At 37.9% G+C, this 26,433-nt stretch carries 28 protein-coding genes; 23 read left to right on the plus strand and 5 right to left on the minus strand.

Annotated elements, in window-relative coordinates:
• Positions 1–19: 19 nt before the first annotated feature.
• The 20 genes from VEB00_11510 (at position 20) to VEB00_11605 (ending at position 18,544) form a co-directional block, all read left to right on the plus strand.
• On the plus strand, positions 20–1,060 hold the full coding sequence (locus VEB00_11510; GenBank protein ID HYF83640.1) for an ABC transporter permease: 1,041 nt from the start codon (positions 20–22) through the stop codon (positions 1,058–1,060).
• Between the two features lie 72 nt (positions 1,061–1,132).
• Complete coding sequence (locus VEB00_11515; protein HYF83641.1) at positions 1,133–2,083, plus strand: substrate-binding domain-containing protein; 951 nt, start codon at positions 1,133–1,135, stop codon at positions 2,081–2,083.
• A gap of 131 nt (positions 2,084–2,214) precedes the next feature.
• Complete coding sequence (locus VEB00_11520) at positions 2,215–3,165, plus strand: DUF4474 domain-containing protein (protein HYF83642.1); 951 nt, start codon at positions 2,215–2,217, stop codon at positions 3,163–3,165.
• 556 nt (positions 3,166–3,721) lie between these two features.
• Positions 3,722–4,078, plus strand: coding sequence for an NADH-quinone oxidoreductase subunit A (locus tag VEB00_11525; GenBank protein ID HYF83643.1), 357 nt, complete (start codon positions 3,722–3,724; stop codon positions 4,076–4,078).
• 62 nt (positions 4,079–4,140) lie between these two features.
• Complete coding sequence (locus tag VEB00_11530; GenBank protein ID HYF83644.1) at positions 4,141–4,656, plus strand: NADH-quinone oxidoreductase subunit B family protein; 516 nt, start codon at positions 4,141–4,143, stop codon at positions 4,654–4,656.
• Positions 4,649–5,092: an NADH-quinone oxidoreductase subunit C gene (locus VEB00_11535; protein ID HYF83645.1), complete on the plus strand. Its 444-nt coding sequence runs from the start codon at positions 4,649–4,651 to the stop codon at positions 5,090–5,092. Before VEB00_11530 ends, VEB00_11535 begins: the two co-directional genes overlap by 8 nt.
• Before the next feature lie 60 nt (positions 5,093–5,152).
• On the plus strand, positions 5,153–6,268 hold the full coding sequence (locus VEB00_11540; protein ID HYF83646.1) for an NADH-quinone oxidoreductase subunit D: 1,116 nt from the start codon (positions 5,153–5,155) through the stop codon (positions 6,266–6,268).
• A 57-nt stretch (positions 6,269–6,325) separates the two neighbouring features.
• Positions 6,326–7,366 (plus strand): NADH-quinone oxidoreductase subunit NuoH, encoded by a 1,041-nt coding sequence (nuoH, locus tag VEB00_11545; protein ID HYF83647.1) that lies wholly within the window; start codon positions 6,326–6,328, stop codon positions 7,364–7,366.
• A gap of 18 nt (positions 7,367–7,384) precedes the next feature.
• Entirely contained in the window at positions 7,385–7,846 is a 462-nt protein-coding gene (locus VEB00_11550; protein HYF83648.1) for an NADH-quinone oxidoreductase subunit I, read from the plus strand.
• Positions 7,847–7,849: 3 nt separating this feature from the next.
• Complete coding sequence (locus tag VEB00_11555; GenBank protein HYF83649.1) at positions 7,850–8,350, plus strand: NADH-quinone oxidoreductase subunit J; 501 nt, start codon at positions 7,850–7,852, stop codon at positions 8,348–8,350.
• Entirely contained in the window at positions 8,347–8,655 is a 309-nt protein-coding gene (nuoK, locus tag VEB00_11560) for an NADH-quinone oxidoreductase subunit NuoK (protein HYF83650.1), read from the plus strand. The genes VEB00_11555 and nuoK overlap by 4 nt, the downstream gene beginning before the upstream one ends.
• A gap of 27 nt (positions 8,656–8,682) precedes the next feature.
• Positions 8,683–10,572, plus strand: a complete 1,890-nt coding sequence (gene nuoL, locus VEB00_11565; GenBank protein HYF83651.1) for an NADH-quinone oxidoreductase subunit L — start codon at positions 8,683–8,685, stop codon at positions 10,570–10,572.
• Complete coding sequence (locus VEB00_11570; protein ID HYF83652.1) at positions 10,572–12,068, plus strand: NADH-quinone oxidoreductase subunit M; 1,497 nt, start codon at positions 10,572–10,574, stop codon at positions 12,066–12,068. The genes nuoL and VEB00_11570 overlap by 1 nt, the downstream gene beginning before the upstream one ends.
• Positions 12,068–13,495 (plus strand): NADH-quinone oxidoreductase subunit N, encoded by a 1,428-nt coding sequence (locus VEB00_11575; protein HYF83653.1) that lies wholly within the window; start codon positions 12,068–12,070, stop codon positions 13,493–13,495. The genes VEB00_11570 and VEB00_11575 overlap by 1 nt, the downstream gene beginning before the upstream one ends.
• A 170-nt stretch (positions 13,496–13,665) precedes the next feature.
• On the plus strand, positions 13,666–14,601 hold the full coding sequence (locus VEB00_11580) for a metallophosphoesterase (protein ID HYF83654.1): 936 nt from the start codon (positions 13,666–13,668) through the stop codon (positions 14,599–14,601).
• Positions 14,602–14,782: 181 nt separating this feature from the next.
• Complete coding sequence (locus tag VEB00_11585; protein ID HYF83655.1) at positions 14,783–15,328, plus strand: GNAT family N-acetyltransferase; 546 nt, start codon at positions 14,783–14,785, stop codon at positions 15,326–15,328.
• A gap of 25 nt (positions 15,329–15,353) precedes the next feature.
• The gene (locus VEB00_11590) at positions 15,354–15,767 is read left to right on the plus strand and encodes a DUF3785 family protein (GenBank protein ID HYF83656.1); all 414 of its coding nucleotides are present in this window, start codon (positions 15,354–15,356) and stop codon (positions 15,765–15,767) included.
• Positions 15,768–16,088: 321 nt separating this feature from the next.
• Complete coding sequence (locus VEB00_11595) at positions 16,089–16,649, plus strand: LemA family protein (protein HYF83657.1); 561 nt, start codon at positions 16,089–16,091, stop codon at positions 16,647–16,649.
• Between the two features lie 18 nt (positions 16,650–16,667).
• Positions 16,668–17,438 (plus strand): TPM domain-containing protein, encoded by a 771-nt coding sequence (locus tag VEB00_11600; protein ID HYF83658.1) that lies wholly within the window; start codon positions 16,668–16,670, stop codon positions 17,436–17,438.
• 191 nt (positions 17,439–17,629) lie between these two features.
• Entirely contained in the window at positions 17,630–18,544 is a 915-nt protein-coding gene (locus VEB00_11605) for an EamA family transporter (GenBank protein ID HYF83659.1), read from the plus strand.
• Between the two features lie 145 nt (positions 18,545–18,689).
• On the opposite strand, the gene VEB00_11610 is transcribed toward VEB00_11605, so the two are convergent.
• Positions 18,690–19,136 (minus strand): hypothetical protein, encoded by a 447-nt coding sequence (locus tag VEB00_11610; protein HYF83660.1) that lies wholly within the window; start codon positions 19,134–19,136, stop codon positions 18,690–18,692.
• Between the two features lie 364 nt (positions 19,137–19,500).
• Here VEB00_11610 and VEB00_11615 point away from each other — a divergent pair, with 364 nt between their 5' ends.
• Genes VEB00_11615 through VEB00_11625 form a run of 3 tightly spaced genes read left to right on the plus strand, consistent with a single transcriptional unit; the run spans position 19,501 to position 21,049 of the window.
• The gene (locus VEB00_11615) at positions 19,501–19,992 is read left to right on the plus strand and encodes a flavodoxin domain-containing protein (protein ID HYF83661.1); all 492 of its coding nucleotides are present in this window, start codon (positions 19,501–19,503) and stop codon (positions 19,990–19,992) included.
• 17 nt (positions 19,993–20,009) lie between these two features.
• Positions 20,010–20,411, plus strand: coding sequence for an FMN-binding protein (locus VEB00_11620; protein HYF83662.1), 402 nt, complete (start codon positions 20,010–20,012; stop codon positions 20,409–20,411).
• Positions 20,412–20,446: 35 nt separating this feature from the next.
• Positions 20,447–21,049: a TetR/AcrR family transcriptional regulator gene (locus tag VEB00_11625; protein HYF83663.1), complete on the plus strand. Its 603-nt coding sequence runs from the start codon at positions 20,447–20,449 to the stop codon at positions 21,047–21,049.
• A gap of 87 nt (positions 21,050–21,136) precedes the next feature.
• Here VEB00_11625 and VEB00_11630 read toward each other — a convergent pair whose 3' ends face one another.
• From VEB00_11630 to VEB00_11645, 4 genes are all read right to left on the minus strand, one after another.
• The gene (locus VEB00_11630; GenBank protein HYF83664.1) at positions 21,137–22,888 is read right to left on the minus strand and encodes a carbon starvation protein A; all 1,752 of its coding nucleotides are present in this window, start codon (positions 22,886–22,888) and stop codon (positions 21,137–21,139) included.
• 151 nt (positions 22,889–23,039) lie between these two features.
• Entirely contained in the window at positions 23,040–23,741 is a 702-nt protein-coding gene (locus VEB00_11635) for a LytTR family DNA-binding domain-containing protein (GenBank protein HYF83665.1), read from the minus strand.
• 41 nt (positions 23,742–23,782) lie between these two features.
• Positions 23,783–25,456 (minus strand): sensor histidine kinase, encoded by a 1,674-nt coding sequence (locus tag VEB00_11640; protein ID HYF83666.1) that lies wholly within the window; start codon positions 25,454–25,456, stop codon positions 23,783–23,785.
• A 156-nt stretch (positions 25,457–25,612) separates the two neighbouring features.
• The gene (locus VEB00_11645; protein ID HYF83667.1) at positions 25,613–26,215 is read right to left on the minus strand and encodes a hypothetical protein; all 603 of its coding nucleotides are present in this window, start codon (positions 26,213–26,215) and stop codon (positions 25,613–25,615) included.
• Positions 26,216–26,433: the final 218 nt, after the last annotated feature.

A 26,433-nucleotide genomic window follows, 5' to 3' on the forward strand; every position in this document is an offset into this window, starting at 1 on the left:
GAGATAAAGGAGAAGAGTCATGCAGAATAAAGAACACAGCTTTAATGGCATGTGGAGACAAATAGTATCAATCAGAGGCATGGGGCAGGTAATTTCAGTATCAATCGCACTAATAATCATGACGATTGTATTTGGTATTATAAACCCCTTGTTTTTTTCGCCTGATAATACGACTAACCTTCTGCGCCAAGTTGTTCCAATTATGATAATTGGTATGGGGCAATCCTTTGTATTAATAACAGGTGGTATTGACCTATCCATTGGTTCGGTTGCAGGAATGTCATCCATGATATCTGCAACATTAATGACTGCCGGTCACATGAACCCTTGGCTGGCAGCACTTATAACCATTTTGGCCTGCTGTGTTGTCGGGCTGTTTAATGGACTCCTCGTGTCCAAGGCAAAGCTTCCTGCATTTATAGCAACCTTGGGAACAATGATAATTGCAAGAGGTATTGCTCAATTGGTAAATGGCAACATGAATACTGATGGAATTCCGGAAAGTGCCAAAGTCTTTAAGGACCTGTTTTACTATGGTGATACCTTTGGACTGTACAATCCAATATGGATTGGGTTGATATTATTCATATTCTTCAATTTTATCTTATCCAGAACCAGAACCGGGAGGCATACCTACGCTATCGGGAGCAACTATGAGGCAGCAAAGCTTTCGGGAGTCAATGTCATTCTGGCTGAAAGCAAGGTATACATTTTTAGTGCATTCCTTGCAGGAATTGTAGGATTGATGCTGACCGCACAAAGTGGCATGGGAACTATGAGTGCCGGAAACATGTATGAACTGAATGCTGTGGCTGCATCTGTCATAGGTGGTGTAAGTACGATGGGAGGCCAAGGCTTACTGTTTGGAACAGTAATTGGTTCTTTCATCTGGGGAGTATTAAACAACGGACTTCAATTTGCCGGGGCTCCATTGGCTCTTAGAAACCTGGTAATAGGAGTTGTAGTTATAATATCAGTCCTAATTGACAGGGTGGCTAGAAGTGGAAAATTTGATTTCAGAAAAGTGTTAAAAAGCAAAGGAGTTAATATTTCCAGCTAGTTTCAAATTGATTTTTATCATGGTGTAACGTGCGCCATGAATAAATAATAATAAATATGAGGAGTGGAGAGAATGAAAAAAATCTTAGTATTCCTACTGATTTTAACAATGGCATTTGCCTTTACAGCATGTGCGCCTAAAGTGGAAACACCAGTTGCAGCGGCAGCTCCTGAAGCTGCAGCCCCAGCCCCAACCCCAACTAAGACCGTTTACTTAATCACAATGGACAAAATGGACCAGCACTGGGTGAATGTTGATGCAGGCGCAAAGACCATGGCTGAAGCCTTGGGACTAAATTACAAATGGGATGCACCAGATGTAAAAGACAATGCTAAACAGATTGAAGCAGTTAATAATGCAGTTGCAGATAAAGCAGATTTAATCTTGCTTGCAGCAAATGATCCGAAAGCTATTTCAGAAGCAGTCAAAACTGCAAAAGCAAAAGGCGTAAAAATTATATATGTTGACTCAGCAGCAGACGAACCAGCTATTGCAACATTGTCAACAAACAATCGTCAAGCAGGAGTACTGGCAGGACAGACAATGGTAGATGAGTTAAAAGCTGCTGGTAAAACAAGTGGCAAAATAGGTATCATAAGTGTTAATACTGCAACAAATTCAACAATGAATAGAGAAAATGGCTTTAAAGAAGTTGTTGCGGCTGCTGGATATACTATTTTGACAACAGAATATAAAGATGGCGATGCTGCTGCTTCCCAAGAAGCTGCATATGGCTTTATTGCCGGAAATGAAGATCTGGTTGGATTATATGGAACAAACGAAGGTTCAACTGTAGGCGTAGGAAATGCAATAAAAGCAGCGGGCAAGAGCATTATAGGCATTGGCTTTGATAAATCAGACGCAATTCTGGGACTGCTGAAAGACGGTAGTTTAAAGGCAGCAATGGCACAGAATCCATTTACAATGGGCTATTTGGGAGTTGCACAGGCTTATGCAGCGTTAAACGATAAAAGCACAGGTCCTGCAGTAATAGATACAGGCGTAGCAATTCTTAGAAAATAGAATAATAGTCGAAAACCTCTGGGGTGAATCTTCAACCCAGAGGTTTTTTTCTGCTGCGATTATTATCTTTTAACATAATGGCTGCCTGAAGAATATTATGAAATTGAATAATATATTTGGAGTGAGTTTTTATGCTGCAGTTCCTGGAAGGAATAAATTTATACCTATGGATTCCAATTGTTCTGGCTTTTATCTTGGCAATCGCAGCGTTGTTTTATCTCATGACATACCGGCATTCTGCTGCCGGTAATAGATTAAAAAAGGGGGCGGATATTGATACTATGTATGAAGCAATAAAAAATGCTGGGTATTCCTATGATCCAAATCAAGACATATTTTATTCCAATATGGATTCATGGCAGAGGAAAATGGGATATTGCCGCCTGTATGATGAAGCATTAGCACCGTTAAACATGATTATAGATTGCGAACCGATTTACTTTGAGTATGGTGGTAAAAGGTGGCTGATTGAATTTTGGAAAGGGCAGTATGGTATGACCATCGGCGGCGAGATAGGGGTATATACGACAGAAGGACCTGATTTAAATATTCCTGGCTTTTTCGATGGTACCTTTTATAATTGTGCAAGCAATGCAGATCGATTGTATATATCTTATTCTCTAGTAAAGGACGGTGAACTACTCTTTAGAAGAAAAGATAGACACTGGTGGCTTACAGGCTTTAAACTGGGTGAGTTTTCAGAGCCGTCAGATTTAAAGATGTATTTGACTATTACCTTAAAAGATGCAGCTATGCGTAAAGCATTAGTAAAAGGATTAATGGAAGCAGGATATTCAAAGAATGAAATTTTTATAGATGGGACTGCAGTAAGTCTGATATTTGATGAACCACATACACCACAACCGATTACACGAATAGCAGAAACAGATTGGCTAATACAAAGGAAAAATGAGCTGTTATGCGATAAGTATCAGGAAATCACCGGAGCATATGATAATTTACCGAATAAAATGAATGCAATCAGGGATCAGGCACCTGAAATCTATGATGCAATTCTGAACATAGGCAAGAGTAAAGCATTATTTGAGATATATGAAAAAATCAAGGATTATTTGAATTAGTATAATAAAAATCCCGCAAGAAATTGTGGGATTTTTGCTATAGCGATAGCATTCTAACTTCAAAACACCTGGCGATGTAAGAAATTTACTTTTTTAGACTTTGTTAAAAAATAGATTATGAAACAATTGTCAGAGTGTTCTTCGGACATTAATATGCGGTTCCTTGTATGGTAAGACAAAAGGATTGGGAGATAAAGCTAAGTAGTGCCTAAACAGAGATACTTCAATACAAACAAGGTAATTTGTCATAATTTGATGTTTTTTATATATTTGCGAGCATTTAGCAGAGTTGCATTATTAATTTTAAGTGCTATATTTACATATGTAGCAATATGAGCACAGCTTTTATCTTTAGCATCTGCAATAGTTTAAGCTATTTAGATATTGGGTTTATCGATGGATACAATTACTAACCCAGCTACTTTTTTTGATCAAATGATGGGATTGGTGTTTCTATATTCCATAATTGGCATCGTCTAAAAAGGTGCAATTATTATCATTTGTGTATACAATATGCAAAGCAAACATATAATGTTTACAGAAAGGAGAAAGGGAAATGGATCAGAATTTTGGAACGCTAGGTATATTCTTATTAGGGGGAATTGCTTTTGGGTTCATTGTAATAATCACCAATTGGTTCGTCAGACCAAAGCGGCCTAACTATGAAAAAGAGAAGACCTATGAATGCGGATTGGACACTGTAGGACCTACATGGGTACAATTCAGGATCAGCTATTTTTTATATGCACTTATATTTGTAATATTTGATGTGGAAACAGTATTTCTTTATCCATGGGCTGTAGCATTTAAAGCTGTTGGAATTTTTGGATTTGTAGAAATGTGTATATTCGTTGGAATGCTTTCAGCGGGATTATTGTATGCATGGAAGAAAGGAGCATTAGAATGGAAGTAAATAATAATGATAAAGAGCAAAATATAGAAAAAGTATTTGATGAAGAGCTGTTCCAAAAAGAAATGGAATTAAATGAGATAGATAATAACAGCTTGAGAGATTTTTTGACAAACCACGTGGTTTTTACTACATTGGAAAAGGGTATAGATTTCTGTCGTTCCAATTCTTTATGGCCCCTTTCCTTTGGGCCTGCATGCTGTGCAATAGAGATGATGGCGTCTGGTGGTGCGAGATACGATATATCACGTTTTGGCTATGAGGTTTTCCGTCCATCACCACGTCACGCGGATGTTATGATAGTTGCAGGAACAGTAACCAATAAAATGGTTCCTGTTGTAAAGAGACTATATGATCAGATGGCGGAACCCAGATATGTTATAGCCATGGGCAGCTGTTCAATTACAGGAGGGCCTTTTGCAGATTCCTATTCAGTGCTGAGAGGAGTGGACCGGATTCTCCCTGTGGATGTAATAATTCCGGGATGTCCACCGAGACCTGAAGCATTAATAGAAGGCTTTTTGAAACTCAAAGCCAAATTAAATAAACCGGAGATTGCGAAGGTGAATAGAAATGATTGATATTGTAAGCCTTGTAGAAAAGCTAAGTGTCACTTTTAAAGATCGGTTGGAGCTTTCTGAAACTGGACAGGCAATATATGTTAAACGGCAAAGTATTATAGATGTTCTCAAAGCCTTGAAGGATGAGTTTAATTTTATAAGGCTCATGGATGTTACATCAGCTGATTATGAGGACAGGTTTGAGGTAGTGTATCATTTGATGAATGATGAGGTAAAGCTGCTTGCTGTGAAAGTGAAGCTTGAAAAAAGTGACAGTATAATACCTTCCATTGTTTCTGTCTGGAGATATGCTGAATCAATGGAAAGAGAAGTCTACGACCTGATGGGTGTAGTATTTGAAGGTCATGAAAACCTTAAGAGAATCTTGAATCCCGAGGATTTTGTAGGCCATCCCCTTCAAAAAAGCTTTAAATTAGATGTAGTCAGCAGATTTTAGGGTAAATTGTTTAGAGAGTTTACCCCAAATTAATATCTAAGCGAGGAGGAAGAGTTTGAGATGGCATTGATGGAAGAAAATTTTGAGACCCAGGAATATAAAATTAACTTAGGGCCTGCACATCCAAGTACCCATGGGGTATTTAGAGCGGTTCTCACACTTAACGGAGAGGAAATTATAAAATCCGAGAATCATATAGGATACCTTCATAGAGGGATAGAGAAGCTTGCTGAAAGCCGTACCTATGCTCAATTTGCTGCATTGACCCCAAGGATCGATTACTTGGCAGGAGCTTTAAATAACTGGGGATATGTAGTTACGGTTGAAAAATTAATGGAAATTGAGGTTCCTGAAAGGGCAGAATATCTTCGAGTTATAATAGGTGAACTTCAGAGAATAGCAAGTCATCTTATTTTAATATCGAGTACATGTATAGACTTAAATGCGACTACTGCATGGATGTACGGCTTTTCTGCCAGGGAAGGAATATTGGACCTGCTTGAAATGGTCACAGGCTCAAGAATGATGCCGGCCTATTATACCATAGGGGGAGTAATGGACGACTTGCCTCTGGAATTCATCCCTGCAGCAAAGAAAGTAATAGCAGATTTAAATGACAGGCTCAATGATGTAGATGGAATGATTTCAGGAAATGAAATATTTCTGTCCAGGACAAAGGGGGTAGGTGTCATAACTCCCGAGAAAGCCATTGAGTTCGGCATTACAGGACCGAATTTAAGAGCTGCAGGAAATGCATATGACCTTAGAAAAATAGCTCCATACAGCGTTTACGACAAGTTTGATTTTGATGTACCGGTACTTAAGGATGGAGACTGCTTTGCCAGATTTAGTATGCGTATATTGGAAATCAGACAGAGCATAAGGATAATTGAACAGGCAATCGCTTCATTACCTGAAGGACCTATAACTGCAAAGGTCCCAAAAATAATAAAGCCTCCAATTGGAGAGGTCTATAACCAGATTGAAAGCGCAAAGGGAATACTGGGCTACTATATAGTAAGTGATGGAAGTACAAAGCCATATAGACTGCATGTACACTCACCTTCATTTGTGAATATAGGGATTTTCCCGGAGATTGCAGTAGGGATGTATGTGCAGGACTTTATTGCAACACTTGCTTCCTTTGATATTTGCCTGGGTGAAATTGACCGATAAAGTCTCCGGCGAATGCATACGATTTTGAAAATACGGCTTTTGAGAAGGAGAATCTAAATGGAATTGATAAATAATATTTTTATTAGCGGCGCTAACTTAATAAGAAATATTTTGCATTGGATTGGTTTTGGCGACGTATTTACCAATCTGATTATGTCAGTGGTATATTTTGTTGCAATTGCAGCAGTAGTAACTTTTAACATAATAATAATCCTATGGATAGACCGCCGTGTTTCCAGCTTTTTTCAGGAAAGACTGGGACCAAACAGAGTTGGGCCATTTGGACTTTTACAGTCAATGGTTGATGCAGCAAAGCTGATTGGTAAAGAGTCAATAATTCCTGATGCGGTGGACAAGGTTGTTTATAAAGCGGCACCAATTTTTATATTTACTGTAACTATGATGCTTTATGCATTGCTTCCTTATGGACAGGGAATGTCTGCAGTTAACATAAATGTAGGAATATTATGTTTTGCAGCTATATCCTCAACTTCCACAATAGCAATTCTTATGGCAGGATGGGGTTCAAACAACAAGTATTCACTAATAGGAGGCATGAGAACCGTTGCACAGGTTATAAGCTATGAAATACCTCTTTGTTTTTCAATGCTTGGTGTTGTTATGATTGCAGGAACATTAAATTTAAATGAAATTGTACTTTCTCAGGGTAAGGTATGGTATGTGTTTCTCCAGCCTGTTGCATTTGTAATATTTATAATTTCTGCACTGGCTGAATTAAACAAATCTCCCTTTGATATGATGGAAGCCGAACAAGAGATTGTAGCAGGTTATCATACTGAATATACAGGAATGCGTTTTGCATTATTCTTCATGGCGGAATATGCCAACCTGTTTGTTTTGGCTGGACTTGGAGTAACACTGTTCTTTGGTGGATGGGATGGACCATTCCTGCCATCATGGATGTGGTTTATGATTAAAACCTACTTAATGATTCTCTTCCTAGAGTGGGTTAGATGGACTCTGCCAAGAGCGAGAGTTGATAAAATGATGCAGTTTAATTGGAAGGTTCTTATTCCAATATCCATAGCAAATATATTCGTTACTGGAATTATAATAAAGTTGTTTCACATTATTTAATAGTTTGGAGGTGCTCACATGTACGGTTTCGGTATATTAAAAGGAATGGGCATAACAATGAAAAGATTCTTTATGAAGAAGGTTACACAGCAGTATCCGGAAGTAAAGCCCAATTTACCTCCACGCTCCCATGGCTCCTTTGGTTTTGACTTTGATAAATGCATATCCTGCAATCTGTGCGTAAATGCATGCCCTAACGGAGTAATAAGGGTTGATTCTGAAAAGGATGAAAATGGTAAAAAGGCTCTTCAACAATATAACATGAGTCTTGGATATTGCTTGTATTGTGGATTTTGTACAAAGGCATGTCCCACAAAAGCGATTTATTTCAAAACTGATTTTGATACTATATGCTACAACAAGACTGACGTAATTCGTCAGTGGAAAAAGAGTGAAAAGGTAAAGGAAGACTATTTTGCTGAAGTAGCAGCAACAACCTCGGAAGAGCCTAAAATAGAGCAGAAAGAGCGGGGGGTATAATTAATGGTTACATCTATAGTATTTTATGCAGTAGCTGCTCTCATTATATTTGCAGCCCTCAAAATGGTACTGTCAACAAACCTTGTACACAGCGCACTTTTTATGGCGATTGCCTTTGCATGTATCGCTATAATATATTTACTGCTTAATGCAGACTATCTGGCTGTGGTTCAAGTAATGGTGTATGTAGGTGCTATAACCATACTGTTTGTTTTCGGAGTCATGCTCACTAAGAGAGAATATATAGAGAAAAGCAGTCAGTTCAATAGGTACAAAGTATATGGAGCGATTGTGGCAGCAGCACTTTTTATAGTTTTCGCATTAAACATATTTAATGCAAAATTTACTTTATCTACAGCTGTTCCGCCTGATTCCACAATAAACGCTATATCATCACTTCTACTTAACGATTACTCAATTGCATTCCAGGTGGTGGGTGTGCTGCTTCTGGTTGCAACCATAGGAGCAATTGTAATCGGGAAAGGGGTGAAGAGTACAAGATGATTACTCTACAGCATTATTTAATTTTAGCAGCAATTCTCTTTTGCATAGGACTGTATGGTGCAGTTTCGAAAAAAAATGCCATATCGGTTTTTATGTGTATCGAGCTTATGCTTAATTCGGTAAATATTAATCTTGTAGCTTTTAATCGCTTTCTAAATCCTGATGTGCTGGCAGGGCATACATTTGCAATTTTTGTAATTGCTGTTGCTGCCTGCGAAGTGGCTGTGGGACTTGCGATAATTATATTACTGTACCGCCACAGAACATCCACTACCATAGACGACATAGACCTTTTAAAATGGTAGATTATACAATAAGGCAGGTGAATATTAATGGCTGAAAATGCGTTGTTTATTATATTATTACCACTATTATCTTTCATATTAATTGTGTTTCTGACCAAGAAGGCTAAGATGCTAAGTGCAATGATAGCTTTGGCTGCAGTTTTAAGCTCTGCTGTTCTTTCAATAAAAATATTTATTGAAATGCTGTCAGGAGCAGAGGCACAAGAGGTGGCTGTAAACTGGCTCAATATCCCGTCAGTGGGCTCCTTCAGGGGCCTTGAGATACAGATGGGGATATTGATAGATCCCCTATCATCATTAATGCTAGTGATAGTAACCTTCGTTGCAACCCTGGTAATATTGTATTCTTTAGGATACATGAAGGGTGATGAAGGATTCTCAAGATACTTTGCATATATATCCTTGTTTACCTTCTCTATGCTTGGTCTTGTAGTAGCTAATAACTACTTCCAGATGTTTGCATTCTGGGAGCTGGTGGGGCTTTGTTCATATCTTTTAATAGGCTTTTGGTTCCACAAACCAGCTGCTGCCGATGCGAGCAAAAAGGCATTCATTACTAACAGATGGGCAGACTTTGGATTTATGACTGGCATTATTCTATTATTTGTAAAGTTTGGTACCTTTAATTTCGGAGAGCTTTCAGGTTTAATATCTGGTGCAAGTGGAGCCGGCTTTTTAGCACTTATAGCTGCTCTGATATTTGTTGGACCGATAGGTAAATCCGCTCAATTTCCACTTCATGTCTGGCTTCCGGATGCCATGGAGGGTCCGACCCCGGTAAGTGCTCTTATACATGCGGCAACAATGGTTGCAGCGGGTGTTTATTTAATAGCAAGAGGTTTTATACTTTTCGAAAGTGTACCGGAAGTTCTTACTACAATGGCTTATATTGGTGGATTTACTGCAATTTTTGCAGCTTCAATAGCCCTTGTGCAGGATGATATAAAAAGAATTCTTGCTTTTTCAACATTAAGCCAGCTTGGATACATGGTTATGGCTATGGGACTTGGAAGCTTGACATCAGGGATGTTCCATTTGACAACCCATGCATTCTTCAAGGCTCTGCTGTTCCTCGGTGCAGGAAGCGTTATTCATGCAGTTGAAGAACAGAACATATTCAAGATGGGCGGTCTTAAATCCAAAATGCCAATAACAACATGGACCTTTGTAATAGGTTCCCTTGCATTAGCCGGTATATTCCCACTGGCAGGCTTCTGGAGTAAGGATGAAATATTAAGTACTGCACTATCAAGCGGGCATATAGGACTTTATATTTTAGGAACTGTAGTAGCATTTATGACAGCCTTCTATATGTTCAGATTGATTTTTACAGCTTTCTTTGGAAAGAAGCTTTCAGACTATCATGCCCATGAATCAGGCTGGGTTATGACATTACCGCTGATACTATTAGCAATTATGTCAGTACTCACTGGTTTTGTAAATTCACCATGGTTTTATAATACATTTGGAAAAAGCTTCGGTACCTTCATATTCTTTGGGGAAGCTGAGGCTCCACATATTAATATGGCAGTAGCAGGCGTATCAACAATGGTAGCCCTGGCAGGAATATTTACTGCATGGCTGCTTTATTCTAAAAAGATTGTTAACACTGCAGCCCTTGCTAAGAAATGGAATGGACTGTATATGCTTTTATACAACAAATTTTATATTGATAATTTGTACAACTGGGCCTTTGATAGTATAATGCTTGTTTCAGGAAGAGCATTCGATTGGATAGACCATAAGGTTATTGATGGTATGTTTGATGGATTTGCAAGGCTTCTCGGGATTGCAGGCAGGAAAGCCCGTGTTACTCAGACAGGCTATCTGCAAAGCTATGCTTTAGTAATATTCACTGCAGTGGTTATAATTGTTATAGTTATGTCCACTCCTTTGATGGGAGGTGCTCTGAAGTAATGGGATTTCATATACTTTTTATAATAATGTTAGCTCCAATCATAGGAGCAATATCACTTTTATTTGTGCCTGAAAAGCAGGACAAGGTAATTAAGACTATAGCCGCTCTGGCAGCTGGAATAGCTTTAGCGCTTTCCTTTGTTGCTTATTTGAATTACAGCAGCCAGGCTGGTGGAATGCAGTTTACTGAACAGTACACCTGGGTCAAGGGCTTTGGAATAGACTTTAGTCTGGGAGTAGACGGATTAAGCATGCCTATGGTTTTATTGACCTCAATAATACTTTTCAGTGGAGTATTTGTTTCCTGGAAGCTTGAAAACAGAGTTAAGGAATTCTTCTTCTACATGCTTGTACTTGTAGGTGGAGTATTCGGAGTGTTCATGTCAAGAGATCTTTTATTAATGTTCCTGTTTATAGAGATGGCGGTTATTCCTAAGTTTATACTGATCAATGTTTGGGGAAGTAAAAACAAGGAATATGCTGCAATGAAATATACCCTCTATTTACTTGGAGGAAGTGCAGTTGCACTTATTGGCATTATAGCAGTTTATGTTTATGCGGGAAATGCATCAGGAGTATACACTCTTGATATAGCAAAGCTTGCAGTTATTAACTATGATGTTGATTTTCAAAGGTTCGCATTCCTGCTTATGATGGTTGGCTTTGGAGTATTGGTTCCGATATTCCCTCTTCACAGATGGACACCGGACGGTCACTCCGCAGCTCCAACAGCAATAAGTATGCTTCTCGCAGGAGTAATAATGAAGCTTGGAGGATATGCACTTATCCGTGTAGGAATAAACTTTTTCCCACAGGGTGCAGCATTCTGGGGACCAATGATTGCAGTTCTTGCAACAGTTAATGCAGTTTACATTGCCTTTGTTGCAATGGTTCAAAAGGATATTAAATATGTTGTAGCAAATTCTTCTGTAAGCCATATGGGATATGTTCTAATAGGTATTGCATCCTTTAATGCAGCATCTATAAGTGGTGCAGCAGCTCAGATGTTTGCACACGGTATAATGGCGGCACTGTTCTTTGCGCTTGTTGGTTTAATCTATGACAAGACTCATACAAGAATGATTTCAGACTTTGGAGGGCTTGCCCACCAGATGCCGAGAATTGCTGCAGCATTTATGATTGCAGGGTTGGCATCCCTTGGGCTTCCCGGATTATTTAACTTCATTGCTGAATTTTCAGTATTCATTGGTTCAATACAGGTATATCCGGTGCTTGCTGTGATTTCAATATTTGCGGTAGTAATAACTGCCATATATATATTAAGGGTTGTACAGCAGGTATTCTTCGGTCCCCGTAATGCTAAATGGGATCACATAAAGGATGCAAAGGGTGTTGAAATGATTCCAATAGTATTACTCAGCGCTGTATTATTTATCTTTGGAATTTTCCCGGGGCTGATAATGCATATGATTAACAGCGGAATTGTTCCTATAGCTCAGAAGTTTATTACTTTAAGTATAGGGGGGCTTTTCTAATGAATCTTAATTCTGTTCTAGTAGAAATACTTGTTGCTGCACTTGGGGTATTAGTTCTGGCAATGAGTTTGGTGCTGCCTCGTGCTAAAAAGTCTCTCATAGGATATTTTTCAGCTTTTGCACTGCTAGGCATACTGGTTTTTACCTTTGTTTACAGCAGTGGGGACAGCATAAGCTTTTTCAAGGGCTTGTATGTAAGCGACAGTATATCAACCTATTTCAAGCAGCTTTTCATAATATCTGCTGCTATGGCTTCCTTAATGTCTATAAGTTATGTTAAAAAGCTTACTGACAGCAGAAGTGAATTCTTTATAATAATGATTTTTGCAACTCTGGGTATGATGGTAATGGCATCAGCCAATGATTTAATTACACTGTATATTGGACTTGAGCTTATGTCCATATCCTTCATAATACTCACTGCCTACGACAAGAAGAGCATTAAGTCAACTGAAGCAGGCACAAAGTATGTACTCTTAAATGCAATGTCCACAGCAGTATTATTGTATGGAATGAGCTTGTTATATGGACTCAGCGGTTCAGTTAATTTCCCTGATATTATCAGTTATTTAAGTTCAGGAAGCAACCATTCCATGGTTGTATTAGCAAGCGTACTTGTTATTGCGGGTTTTGGATTTAAAATATCCGCAGCTCCATTTCATATGTGGTCACCGGATATATATGAAGGGGCTCCAACACCTGTAACAGCATTTTTGGCAGGAGGATCTAAGGTTGCAGGCTTTGCAGTTTTAATAAAGATGCTCATGCAGGTTATGCAGTCAAACCAGAGTAGTGTTGTAGTGCTGATAATTGCACTTTCTATATTATCCATGATGATAGGTAACATTATAGCAATTCCTCAGACCAACTTAAAAAGGATGCTTGCCTATTCAGGTGTTGCACATGCAGGGTATATACTTATCGGTATAGTATCCTATACTACAGCCGGAATAAGTGCAATGCTATATTATCTGCTGCTTTATATATTCGCAAACATTGGGGCCTTTGCTTCAATCACTGCTTTTTCAAATCAGACCGGTAAGGATGACATACAGGATTTCAGTGGAATGTGGAAGCGTTCTCCCTTGCTTACAGCAGTGCTCTTAATCAGCCTCTTAAGCCTTGCCGGAATTCCACCTGCTGCAGGCTTTATCGGAAAGTTCTATCTCTTTACGGCAGCAGCACAGCAGGGATACCTGTGGATGGCATTTGTAGCAATGGGAATGAGCGTGGTTTCAATATACTACTATATAGTAGTCATAAGAGTAATGCTCATGGGTGAAGCTTCAGATACCACCAAAATTAAAATCCCGGCTTCTTTAAAGCTTGTAATGATAGTTTCAGCTATAATGATTTTGGTAATGGGATTGTACCCGGGACCAATAACAAACTGGACAACATTGGTTGGAAGCACATTTATGAAATAAAACAAGAATAAACCATTACTTGAGATGTATGAAAAATTCAAAAATTATTTAGTTTAAGATTACTTCGGCAGGAATTAAATTCCTGCCTTTTTTTATGAGTCTCGAATCGTGCTTTAACCGAATATATTATATATAAAAGGGGTCAGTGCCTTAGTGAGGTGAGGTTAAAGGTGGATGCATTAAAGCATGTATCTCAAGTTTTTGAAGCAGCGGAACAAATTCCTTTCGATGATTCCTCAAGGATTGTTCTAATGAGTGATTGCCATAGGGGTGATGGAAGCTGGGCAGATGAATTTTCCAGAAACCAAAATCTTTATTTTGCTGCCTTAACTCATTACTACAAAGAAAAATTCACTTATATTGAGATTGGTGATGGAGACGAGCTTTGGGAGAATAGCCGGTTTACAGACATTAAGCAGGTTCATAGTGATGTTTTTTGGCTTCTGTCCAGATTTTACAATGAAGACAGGCTATATTTAATATTTGGAAATCATGATATGGTGAAGAAAGACAATAGGTTTGTAAAGAATAATCTATATCAATATTTTGATGAGTCTGGAAAGAGACATGTTTCTTTATTCAAAAATATAAAGTTTCATGAAGGGTTGGTTTTAAATCATAGGGGCACAGGTGATAAAGTTTTTCTTGTACATGGGCATCAAGTGGATTTCTTAAACTATAGACTGTGGAAGCCAGCCAGATTTTTGGTCAGATACTTATGGAGGCCCCTTACCATATTTGGGGTAAATGACCCTACAAGAGCAGCTAAAAACTATAAAAAGAAAGATGCAGTAGAAAAGAGACTTACTGAATGGGTAATAGAGGAAAAGCATATTCTTATTGCCGGACACACCCATAGACCTATGTTTCCTGAGGTAGGTGAGCCCCCGTATTTCAATGATGGCAGCTGCGTCCATCCTCGTTGCATTACGGCAATTGAAATAGCAGATGGGTGTATAGTACTTGTCAAATGGAATGTTAAGACAAAGGATGACGGCACATTGTTCATAGGCAGGGAAGTACTTGCAGGACCTAGAAGATTAAGGGATTACTTCGGCAGAACGGGAGAGCAGCTCCATAGTAACTATATAAGTATATTTGTATAGGAAAGTGGGTGCATTGTCCCTTTTGTTTATTATTGTTTTTATTCCCTTTATAGAATATAATGTAATGGCTACTCAGATATATGGGATTGGATGTCTTTTTCTTATGGATGCGGTATATACTGGGTTGGACAAACAAAAATAGAAGCGGCAGGCTAAACTAAGAAAGCAAGTGGGTGTAAAAATGTATAACGATACTCTTTTCCCTGATATAGAAACAAAAAATCTATTATTAAGAAGAATGAGCTATAATGATATTAATGATTTATTTGAAATGAGAAATGACCCAAAGATGAATGAGTATATTGATACGATACCAGATGCAACCACTTATGAAACAAAAGCATATATTGAGAAGATGAATAAAGGCATAGATGATGATAAGTGGATTAACTGGGCGATTGAATACAAGCAGTCAAATAAGTTAATTGGAACCATTAGCATATGGAATATCAATAAAGAGCAGGAAAGTGGCGAATTAGGGTATGGGATTAGCCCTGCTTATCAAGGCAAAGGCTTAATGAAAGAAGCATTATTTAGTGTAATTGAATATGGCTTTGAGGTGATGAAACTAAGGGCTTTAGAGGCATACACAGAAGAACAGAACATCAATTCAATAAACCTTTTAAAAAGATGTAATTTTATTGAGGTTAATAGAGTCGATGATGAGGGATACTTTAGTAATCGAGTTTATCATATGGTAGAATACAGAATAGAGAAAGTAATTTGAATACATAAAGAGGTGCAATGTAAAAATGTATAAGTTTGTTTATAACAATAAGGAGTACGAGCTTGGTGAGGAGAATTGCAGCTATATAATCAATGATAAAGAGCATCCTGTTGAAGGAATCAAAGAATCTGACATAATAGAGCTGCTAGGGCAGCAAGAGGCAGTTGATTTTGGAATAGAATACTATGATCATCCATGTCAAAATTGCCTTGCGGGTAAAAAAGAGAAGGATAAGTTTTTTAAATTCCTGGAGTATCACTTTTTTATATTCACAAAGAAAGGCAGATATGTAATAAGCAGCATTTCAAAAGAATATAAAGACTCATCATTTACGAAGCTGTTAAAGCAAGGCGCTGTGGATAACAGTTATATAGTAAGCATAATGGTATGTTTTGAGTGTGGAGATTACGCTATAGAAATTGAACAGTGTGATGTGTAGACTCGCTTTTTAAAAAATCATAAGTCATATAGAATAATATTAAGGGATGGTTAATAAACATTTATTGATTACTAACCATCCCTTAATATATATTATTTGGCGTTTTATGAGCAAAAGCGAGATACAAAGACCTGCAGCTATGCTCAAAAAGATAGGATAACAGGTTTAAGCAATTTAAACCAAATGAAATTAAATCAACTAGTATCAGTGCAGTATAAGACTTTCAAAGTTACCGGTCATATGATATATTTTATATTAATGAATTTGCATGGTACCGTTTTAGATTCAGAAAAATAAAAGAAATAAAAGTGAGGTAAAAAAATGAAAAATAAGACTCTGGTAATTGTTATAGGTATTGCTGTAATATTGGCTGTTTATTTCGTGGGTGTACAGAGAGGCCTTGTGAATTTAAGCGAGGATGTAAGCGCTTCATGGGGTGATGTTGAAGTACAATATCAAAGAAGAGCTGATCTGATACCCAACCTTGTAGAAACAGTAAAAGCTCAAGCTATAAAAGAACAAGAGATTTTCACTCAGCTTGCAGAAGCACGGGCAAAATTGTCAGGTGCAGCAACTTTAGAGGATAAAATCAATGCAAACGAAGGAGTTTCTTCGGTATTGGGAAGACTTTTGGCTATAACTGAGAACTACCCTGAATTGAAGCAGAATCAGGGCTTCCAAGATTTAAGGATAGAGCTTGAAGGCACCGAAAATAGAATTGCAGTGGCTAGAAAATACTATAATGATAATGTAAAGGTATACAACAAGAGGATTAAGGTATTCCCGACAAACATTGCAGCAAACATATTGGGATTTAATGATGAGTTCCCGTATATTAAGGCAGAAGCTGGCGCTGAGAAGGCATATGAAGTGAAATTTTAAAAAATTGGAGGCATGTGAGTGAAACTACTAAGGCTGCCAGCAGCGTTTCTTATAATATTGCTTTTAGTTACAATGGGCTTGGGAATAGTCGATGTACAAGCAGCAGAGCCTAAAATACCAAATCCTACAGCAGAGTTTTACTTCAATGACTTTGCTAAGATGCTGGATTCAAGCACAGGCCAAGATATCGTAAGGCTTGGCGAAAGCACCTTTAAATCCACTGAAGGTGGCCAGGTGGTGTTTGTTAGTGTCGACACATTAAACGGCAGCACTATCGAAGAATATTCCAATGCCGTTTTTAATAAGTGGAAAATAGGCACTAAGGATAAGGGGATTCTCTTTATACTAAGCAAGCAGGAGCGAGAATCCAGAATCGAAGTAGGATATGGCTATGAAGGGGTCTTAACTGACCTGGAAAGTAATAAGCTCCTTACAAAGTTTTCTGAGCTAAATAAAGAAAAGGGTATGGATGAGGCTGTAAAGGCAATATATTTGGATATTTGCAGTATAGTCAATGGCGATGGAGATAGCGTTCAATACCCGAATAGCAGCGAAACAAGACGACAAACAAACATAGAGAACAGCTTTGTCGAAGAGCATCCAATATTGGCAGCTATCGCAGGGATTATAATATTGATACTGATAATTTTGGATTTTATATTAACCGGAGGACGAGTTACGTTCTTCATTTTAAGGATGGCAGCAGCTTCTGCGAGAAGAGGCGGAGGCGGAAGGAACTCAGGTGGCGGTGGCCGCTCTGGAGGCGGAGGCTCATCATCGAGGTTTTAATAGCAATCAGAGAGACAAGGACTGTATCTTGTCTCTTTTTATTTTTAATGTTTCAATAAAATAAATAATAGGAGTTCCGTCTTGCCGGCAGACAAGAATTTACAAATTGTTATGGTAGACTTGATGTGTTATATTGTTAGTTAATAATAATTTTCTAAGCTTATTTAATATAACACAGAAAGGAATTTGCGATGAAGGGTAAATCATACATCTTTGTCATTATCGCAGCAGCATTATGGGGCACAATCGGGATTTACAGCAAACAATTAAGCACATTTGGATTTAGTATTCTGCAAATAGTTTCAATTAGAGCAATTTTTTCAACTCTAGCCATATTGACGTTTATACTGTTTAAAGATAAACGGCTCCTTAAGATAGAAATTCGGGATTTTACTTACTTTGTAGGTACCGGAATAATAAGTTTTGTTTTTTTTAACTGGTGCTATTTTATTGCTATAAACAAAACATCCTTATCTGCTGCAGCAATATTATTGTACACTGCACCTGTTTTTGTCATGGTTTTTTCCTCGATACTATTTAAGGAAAAAATGACAAAAAGAAAAATAGCAGCCTTAATTCTTACCTTCATTGGATGTGTATTTGTTACTGCTTCTGCTAAAGGTACAGCTCAGAATATCTCTGCATTGGGGATATTGGCAGGATTGGGTTCTGGATTAGGATATGCGCTGTACAGTATATTTGGCAGGTATGCACTAAAGAAATATGATTCTATAACTGTTACTTTTTATACTTTTGTATTTGCAAGCGTGGGTTTAATTCCAATAAGTAATATCAAGGGGTTTATAAGCTTATTTTCGAATATTAATGCTGTATATTATGCAATTTTATTAGGTCTGCTTGCTACGGTATTGCCCTTCATGCTATATACTAAAGGCCTCTCACACCTCGAGACAAGCAAAGCTTCAATAATAGCAACATTGGAGCCGGTTGTTGCAACAGTAGTCGGAATTGCCTTGTTTAGAGAACCTATTACCATATTTAAAATAATCGGTATACTGGTAGTTGTACTTGCTGTATCTATGTTAGTAGAAAAATATGAAGATAACTTTGAAGAAAAATATGAAGATAACTTTGAAGAAAAATAGCAGTGTAAAAAAGTTAAATGAAGATAAAAAAACAAAAACCCGCAATTGTCTGAGGGTTTTTGTTTTTTTAAAGGCTCTGTTAAAGACATGTGTTGAGTTATAAGTTAAAAATAGGAAGTGCTTTTACACCTCCCATTTTTATTTGCTACCTTCGTAGTTCTTTGAGCAATTTATTGAGTTCTTGCTGTTTTGCAACATATCCTTTATTTATTTTAGGTATACAAAGGATGATGTAATCATTATCTTTTTCTAAAATATACAAAAACTCTGTATGTGGAGTAAATTTGGGAAAAATTTGTATATCACTAGGTACAGGTCGACCGTTGCTATTCTTAGGAATTTCAATTTCACTATCATATTCTTCTATACTGTTAAGCCAACCAATTATTTGAGTTATTTCTTGTTCTGTAGCCTCTCTATTATTACTATGCTTTCCTTCTTGGCTATATCCATATAATCCAATATATGAGATATTATCTACAGAAATTGGCAAATATGGTATCTCCCCATTTTTATTTTTATCTTTTTCACATCCGCATAAAGGAATAGCCATTAATATCGTTAAAAGTACAAAAGATATAAACCTTTTCACAACAATACACTCCTATAAATAAATCTTTACCCCACTATACAGTAAACTTAGACAGTCTTAAACTATTATAAGTTTCCTTAATTTGGAATTGACAAGCAATAACCAGCATATCTTTTAAGTTTTTCTTTGTAATTTCATTAGTGATGCAAAATCATTAGTATCCATGATATAACTCCTCTAAATATCTTTATATGGATATTTTACTATATTAGGAAGATTATATGCAATTATCAACATTTATCTTTAACAGAGCCTTTTTAAAAAATACCCATTGACACTTAACAGTAAATGGATTATATTTAACATTGTTAATAAAATTAACAGTGTTAACAAAATGTATTATTTTAATGAATAGGAGATTATCATGAAAATAGGTATTATAGTTCATTCCAAAACCGGAAACACTCTTTCTGTTGCTCAGGAGCTCAAGGAGAAGCTTCTGAAGGATGGACATTCAGTAAATTTGGAGAAGTTAACAGCAGTCAATGATGATCAAACAGAAGCAGGAAAAATACAGCTTAAGAGTATCCCTGACATAACTGAATACGATGCGCTGATATTTGGTGCCCCAGTGAGGGGATTTTCCCTCTCGCCGGTTATGACAGCTTATTTAATACAGCTTTCATCCCTCTCCAATAAAAAGGCTGCATGTTTTTTAACTCAATTCTTCCCTTTCCCATCAATGGGTGGAAACCACGCAATGGAACAGATGAAAGGACTCTGCAATTACAAAGATATCAGAGTTTGTGAAACAGGCATTGTAAACTGGTCAAACATACACCGCAGAAAAAAAATCAGCGATGTGATAGAAAGCTTCAGTAAAGTCATCATTGGGAACGACTTCATTAAATTATAATTCGGGGAGGGAAATATATGAAAAGAAAGAAAATAATAATCCTATCTATACTTATAGTACTTATAGGATTTATTATTGCTATAATAGGGACTAAGGCATATATAGAAGCGAAGCTGGAAAGGTTGGCGGACCAGAGTATATCGAATGTGGATTTGTCAAATGCGAAGGATGGGATTTATATTGGCAGCTACAAAGCATTTCCGGTTGCTGCAGAAGTTGAAGTAACAATTAATAATCATAGGATAAAAGAAATTGGGCTGAAAAAGCACAATAATGGTCAAGGCTCAGCTGCTGAGATAATACCAGGGAAAGTTGTTGAAGCACAAACTTTAGAGGTGGATATAGTAGCAGGAGCGACATATAGCAGCAAAGTGATTTTGAAAGCAATAGAAGACGCACTAAATCAAGCAAGCAGATAATAGGAAAAGCTAATTGGCAGTGAAAAGAGGGCATTATGGAGAACGAGAAAACAATGGATGATAAAAAGAGTCTTAAAAGAGAGAGAGTAAAAATGTACTTTTTAGAAGCAGCTAAAGAAATCATTATTAACGAAGGTCATGAGAAGGTTTCTGTAAGAAAAGTGGCTGATATGGCAGGTTATTCATATGCAACTATATATAACTATTTTGAGAATCTCAATGAATTGCTGTGGGAAGTTAAAGGGGTTATGGTAGAAGATCTTTTTAAAGCATTGCAGAAAAAAATGCATCGGGTAACATATGATATTGCAGAAGTAAAAGAAGGCTTTAAAATATACATTGAGTATTATTTTGAGAATCCCAATGTTTTTAAATTCTTTTATTTCTATCCACTGAGAAAACCAAGCAAAAAAACTGTAGATACAGAGGCCGGACCCGATTTCAATGCAATGTGGAAGGAAACATTCAAGGGGCTGATACTTGAGGGAAGACTGCTGGAGAAGGACATTGAAGCAGTAGCTAAAACATTCATATATGCAATACATGGCTTGATAATGCTATGTCTTTTTAATAACGGAGATTTGACTGAAGAAAATGCGTATAAGGAACTAGATAAAATTGTTGATTATATATTGTAAAAAGCATATGAAAGACCAGGGGTATAAGATATAACCCCTGGTCTTTTCTTCATTCAGGCTTATGAGCCTGCTATTCTTGAATATGAATCAGGCTTCGGCGGGCAGTGAACTATCAGGATGCTTGGCATTCCGACTGATCACTGGTGCACACTCTATGGCAACCCATATTGCAAGGAAGATATAAATCAGACACAGAACCGGGACAATAATATTCGTTCCAACTGGCATCACGAATGCACCTTCTTTGAATGTGTAGGATTTGAAGGTGTTGATCAAAGCCCAGGTGCTCATGATGAACATGAATATAGCAGGAATCAACGTTGCCAGCCAAGCTTTTCGGTTTTTAGCGGTTCTTTGCAGCCATACTGTGATCCCTATGAGTGCCAGAGCAGCCAGCAACTGGTTGGATGAACCGAAGGTCTTCCAGAACAGACTCCAGATTGCGATCGGTTTTCCAGCCGGATCTGTCAGGTTGATTGACATCAGGATCAGCGGAACTCCGCCAATCAAGAAGGCTGAAATAATACGTCCACCCCAGCCTTTCCAGCCTGTGAGTTCCTGAACGATGAAACGGCCCAGTCTTGTGCAGACGTCCAGTGTGTCATATACGAAAGTCGTGAAAGCCATTAATCCGAAGGAAATACCAAATGCTTTGCCGAGTCCGATTAATTCCATGAAAGAACCAAGACCATTAGCATAGATGAAGTTTGGTGATTTGGCCAGTATTGGATCGCCCTTTGGAAGAATCATAACTGTTGACAAAGCAATCAGAGCAACAACTGCTTCAGCCAGCATCATGCCATAACCGATAGGTTTGGCGTCACTTTCTTTAGCCAACTGTTTGGAGGTTGTTCCGGAACCGACCAAGCTGTGGAAACCGGAGCAAGCACCGCATGCGACGGTAATGAAGAGCATTGGGAACATTGGTGACCAGAAGTTTGAATCACCGAACGCATGAGTCCAAGCTGGGTATTGTGTGGGGAAACCACCGAATATGATTCCGATGAACGATACAACTAGTGTTGCGTACAAGAAGTAACCACCCAAGTGGCCACGTGGCTGCAGGAGAGCCCATACAGGCACAATTCCTGCGATGAAACAGTATGCTATAACGACAAAGTTCCATATCTTCTGAGCGTCCTTAGGAGAAGCTAGTCCTAGAACATCTTGCAGACTGAACGGGATGTATCGACCGATCCAAATCGAAATCGCAACCAACGGCAAGAAGATGATCGTTGCCACACTGAGCTTCATTTTCGTGTATTTCAGTATAAAGCCCATGATCACAGGCAGAATCAGGTACAAAATGGAAGATGTAGCGGTTGCGCCGCCACCTACGACTGCACCGTCAGCCAATTCGATAGTGTTGACGAAGGACGAAGTTGTAATATCCGTGAAAGCAACAATGATCATTACCAGTGTAAAGAAGATGAAAACATTGAATAGAATCCAGACTCGATTGGAAACATAATTTTTCATCGTGTCTGCGATACCAGCCGCTTTATGGCGAATAGAAGCGACTAAAGAGCCCATGTCATGAATACCACCAATAAAAATAGTACCAAAAATAATCCAAAGAAAAGTTGGAAACCAACCAAAGGTCATACCTGCAATGACCGGACCTGTTACCGGGCCTGCAGCTGCGATGGCGGAGAAGTGCTGACCTGCCAAGTATTTTGCATCCGCCGGGACATAGTCCACACCGTCTTCCATTTCAACGGCTGGGACCACTCTCGAATCGTCAAGTTCGAACACCTTCTTGGAGACGAACTTTCCATAGGTGAAGTACGCTAAAACAAGAATCAGCGTTCCAATACCAACAAGAACAAGAATATTCATACCTTACCTCCTCGCGCGCATTTCTGCGCAATTATTTTGTAGCGTATTAATATTAATATAGATTATTACTTTACCGCTATAATTATATAGGAAATGTACAAGCTAACATTTAATATTGCACTAAATAACAAAATGGGCACATAAAATGCATTTATATGCCCATTAGTTGTTTGAATGATAATATGTTTTGCCTGCTTACTGGAATCTCTGAATCCAATCCTTGCAGCTTAAGCATATATGTATTATTGAACCAAGGGATTATCTCAGTAATTTTATCGGTATTTACGATATATGACCGGTGGCATCTAAAAAAAGTATCTTGGGGGAGTTTCTTATAAAAGTCAGAAATGCTTGTGGAAACTATGAATTGATCATTCTTTGTATATATATGCACCTCATGCTCATGAACTTCACAATAATATATATCATTCATATTTAATACGAACAGCTTATTGTTTTTCCACAAAGTAATTTTGCTGCTGCTGCACTTGGCAGATGTATAACTTTCAAGTCTCTTCAGCGTGCCTATTATTCTGCTTTCCGAGTAAGGCTTTAAAATATAATCAAAAGCAGCAACCTCGAAGGCTTCAAGAGCATGCTCACTATAAGCACTGATAAATACGAGAATGGGTTTAGCTGCTAACGTGTTTATCACTCTGCTGAAGGTTAACCCGTCTAATTTGGGCATGTTTATATCCAGAAAAATCACATCTATAGGGTGTTTCTGCACATATTCAAGAGCTTTTATGCTGTCATCAAAGGTTTCCAGTATTTTAATTGAACTGAAATTAGTAATAAAATAACTTAACTCCTCGATTGATGGGCATTCGTCATCAACAATAATACAATACATAGGTTCACCTCTATTTCAATATAAATAGGGTATATGGCGTATCAATCATCATACTCATTAAGGATAAAACTAATTCTTGTTCCTTCGGCAAGACGCTCTATCACAAGTCCTGCACCGTATAAATGCCGCAGTCTCATATCTACATTGGACATGCCGATTTTATTCTCACTGACATTTCCGGCACATATGCTGTCAATAATGGCTTGAGGGATGCCCATACCATCATCCTCTATTGTTATTTTAGCGCCTTCTAAGTTATGTTTTTTTACTTCAATCTTAACATTCCCAGAACCGCGGCCTTCTAAAATTCCATGTTTTATTGAGTTTTCCACTATAGGCTGTATTATTAGCGAGGGTATTTTAATGTGTATACTTTCATCTATTTCATAGATTACATTAAGCTTATCTCCGAACCTCGCCTTTTCTATCTCCACATAGGATTTAACCTGCTGCAGCTCCTTGCTGATATCTACGAAAGTGCTTGTCTCTTCTATGTTGTATCTTAAATAAGTCGAAAGGTTGACGATGAGCTCTCTGGCACTGTCCGAGTTAATCCTCAAAAGAGCTATTATTGTGTTTAATGCATTGAAGAGAAAATGCGGGTTTATTTGTGCCTGAAGTGCCTTGATTTCTGCTTTTGCAGCCAATTCCTTCAGCTTACCTACCTTGCTTATTTCCATCTGGGTTGATATCAGCTGTGATAAGCCGATAGCCAGCTTTTCGTCTGTATAGGATGCACCATTTTCTTTAGCATAATATAATTTCAGGGTTCCATTAACTTCCTCACCCTCTTTAAGAGGCAATAAAAGCGCAGATTTTAGCTGGCAGTTTTCTGAAGAGCATTCTATCTCCTCTGGGGAATTTAAAATACGCATTTGTCCATCTTTAATTACTTGCACTGTAGCGGTGGTCTGGATCGGCTCACCGCTGATATGATGGTCCGAGCACAGGCCTACATGTGCCAATATTGTAGTCTTATCAGTGATCGCAACTGCGGCAGCTCCTGTGGAGTCCTTTATTATTGAGCATATCTTTTTTAATGAGTCATTGTTTATATCTCTAAAATAGGGGAGTGTTTTATTTGCAATTTCCAGAGCAAGCTGGGCCTGTTTTGCGGCTATTTGCTCTTTTTCCTTAAAAGCTGACTGTATCAGCAGTATCAGTATGCATATACCCAGAGCGTTTGTTAGGCTCATGGGAAAATAGATGCTTTTTACTATAAAAAGAGCACTGGAGTAGGGTTTTGAAATAAGCAAAATGAGAAGCATCTCGATACTTTCTACAACAACGCCCCCGATAAGCCCATATAGCCATTTTTCGTGCCTGATGCCTTTCTTATATATAAGGGCTGAGACAAAACCTGCAATAATAGTAGCTATTGCACAAGGGACGGAGGTTATGCCGCCAATATCATAAATAAATCTATGAACACCTGCAATAATACCGGATACAATACCTACAAAAGGTCCGCATAGAATACCGCCGGCCATTACTCCAATGATCCTTGTATTAGCTATAGCACCGTTCACATCTGTGCCGCTGTATGTACCTATGATGCCAAATACGGCAAAGGTTATGGACAGTACAACAAGGTCAAATCTTCTGAATTCATCCTTCTGTATTATCTTTTTAAATACGTGCAAATTGGAAATAATGAAAGCGACTATGACTACGTAGCTTAGATTGTTTAAAAGGTTTTTAAATAAGTCTATCATATATACCAATTATCCCCTTGTTCTTTCACTTAGGATATCTATTCTATTCTATACTATTTTAACTTTTCTTTTTCATATCTGCAAGTTAAAGTATGGAATAGAAAAATCCCTGCTACGAAGTTCATAGCAGAGATTTTCGTCTAATTTTGGGGAAGACTACTTCCTTACTTCCTGTTTTCCGGTCACTTTGCTTTTGTCATCCATTTTGAATCCGGACTTAGCGTCAGCGCTAACAAAATATATGTTTCCGTCGACAGTAGCATCCACTAAAGAAAAGTCCTTAGTTGTAACATAGACATCACCTTTGAAGGTTCCATGCTGAATACTGGCTTTTGGACTATTAACGGTCAGCTTTGGTGCTGTTAATGTGAATCTGGCCGTTACATTACGTTTATCGTCCTGAGTGTATAGAGCGATTTTGCGCTGTATAACATCTTTGCCAGCATCATCTTTCTTACCATTCTTAAATTCGCCATCCACTACCAGATCTTTTGTAAAGGTTAAATCCTTTAATGTAGCAATGATCCATGTACCAGTGTTGCTTATGGCTTTCTCAAAAGCAGCTTCATTATCTACTATTGAAGCTGTTGTTACAACATCCGGCGTTGTTTCAGGCGGTGTTGTCTGTGGTGGTGTCGGTGAAGGTGTTGTTTGCGTTGGTGTCGGCGTTGGTGTTGGTGTCGCTGGTGGAGCGGGTTGTGCGCACCCTACCAATGCAACTATCAATGCTAATGCTAGTATTATGACTTTAGCCTTCATAAGAAATCCTCCTTGGTACAATTTTGGTATTTTTATTGGTTATATTTCATACTTAATTTTTTATCACCTAAATACATTATTACCTAAATGAAAAGAATTAATGTACAATCAAATATCTATAATGAAAAATATTAATTTTTTTTTGTTATATTTATGTAAAAAAAATGATAATAAGATATTTACAATAGTGTGTGTCGTACAGTATAATAAAAATAGAG

Source organism: Clostridia bacterium, from assembly GCA_035628995.1.
Classification (GTDB): Bacteria; Bacillota; Clostridia; order Lutisporales; family Lutisporaceae; genus BRH-c25.

Bases quoted from the DNA above. Each gene is read 5' to 3' on its own strand.
- VEB00_11510 (HYF83640.1), top strand. From the start codon at position 20: ATGCAGAATAAAGAACACAGCTTTAATGGCATGTGGAGACAAATAGTA.
- VEB00_11515 (HYF83641.1), top strand. From the start codon at position 1,133: ATGAAAAAAATCTTAGTATTCCTACTGATTTTAACAATGGCATTTGCC.
- VEB00_11520 (HYF83642.1), top strand. From the start codon at position 2,215: ATGCTGCAGTTCCTGGAAGGAATAAATTTATACCTATGGATTCCAATT.
- VEB00_11525 (HYF83643.1), top strand. From the start codon at position 3,722: ATGGATCAGAATTTTGGAACGCTAGGTATATTCTTATTAGGGGGAATT.
- VEB00_11530 (HYF83644.1), top strand. From the start codon at position 4,141: ATGGAATTAAATGAGATAGATAATAACAGCTTGAGAGATTTTTTGACA.
- VEB00_11535 (HYF83645.1), top strand. From the start codon at position 4,649: ATGATTGATATTGTAAGCCTTGTAGAAAAGCTAAGTGTCACTTTTAAA.
- VEB00_11540 (HYF83646.1), top strand. From the start codon at position 5,153: ATGGCATTGATGGAAGAAAATTTTGAGACCCAGGAATATAAAATTAAC.
- nuoH (HYF83647.1), top strand. From the start codon at position 6,326: ATGGAATTGATAAATAATATTTTTATTAGCGGCGCTAACTTAATAAGA.
- VEB00_11550 (HYF83648.1), top strand. From the start codon at position 7,385: ATGTACGGTTTCGGTATATTAAAAGGAATGGGCATAACAATGAAAAGA.
- VEB00_11555 (HYF83649.1), top strand. From the start codon at position 7,850: ATGGTTACATCTATAGTATTTTATGCAGTAGCTGCTCTCATTATATTT.
- nuoK (HYF83650.1), top strand. From the start codon at position 8,347: ATGATTACTCTACAGCATTATTTAATTTTAGCAGCAATTCTCTTTTGC.
- nuoL (HYF83651.1), top strand. From the start codon at position 8,683: ATGGCTGAAAATGCGTTGTTTATTATATTATTACCACTATTATCTTTC.
- VEB00_11570 (HYF83652.1), top strand. From the start codon at position 10,572: ATGGGATTTCATATACTTTTTATAATAATGTTAGCTCCAATCATAGGA.
- VEB00_11575 (HYF83653.1), top strand. From the start codon at position 12,068: ATGAATCTTAATTCTGTTCTAGTAGAAATACTTGTTGCTGCACTTGGG.
- VEB00_11585 (HYF83655.1), top strand. From the start codon at position 14,783: ATGTATAACGATACTCTTTTCCCTGATATAGAAACAAAAAATCTATTA.
- VEB00_11590 (HYF83656.1), top strand. From the start codon at position 15,354: ATGTATAAGTTTGTTTATAACAATAAGGAGTACGAGCTTGGTGAGGAG.
- VEB00_11595 (HYF83657.1), top strand. From the start codon at position 16,089: ATGAAAAATAAGACTCTGGTAATTGTTATAGGTATTGCTGTAATATTG.
- VEB00_11605 (HYF83659.1), top strand. From the start codon at position 17,630: ATGAAGGGTAAATCATACATCTTTGTCATTATCGCAGCAGCATTATGG.
- VEB00_11615 (HYF83661.1), top strand. From the start codon at position 19,501: ATGAAAATAGGTATTATAGTTCATTCCAAAACCGGAAACACTCTTTCT.
- VEB00_11620 (HYF83662.1), top strand. From the start codon at position 20,010: ATGAAAAGAAAGAAAATAATAATCCTATCTATACTTATAGTACTTATA.
- VEB00_11625 (HYF83663.1), top strand. From the start codon at position 20,447: ATGGAGAACGAGAAAACAATGGATGATAAAAAGAGTCTTAAAAGAGAG.
- VEB00_11630 (HYF83664.1), bottom strand. From the start codon at position 22,888: ATGAATATTCTTGTTCTTGTTGGTATTGGAACGCTGATTCTTGTTTTA.
- VEB00_11635 (HYF83665.1), bottom strand. From the start codon at position 23,741: ATGTATTGTATTATTGTTGATGACGAATGCCCATCAATCGAGGAGTTA.
- VEB00_11640 (HYF83666.1), bottom strand. From the start codon at position 25,456: ATGATAGACTTATTTAAAAACCTTTTAAACAATCTAAGCTACGTAGTC.
- VEB00_11645 (HYF83667.1), bottom strand. From the start codon at position 26,215: ATGAAGGCTAAAGTCATAATACTAGCATTAGCATTGATAGTTGCATTG.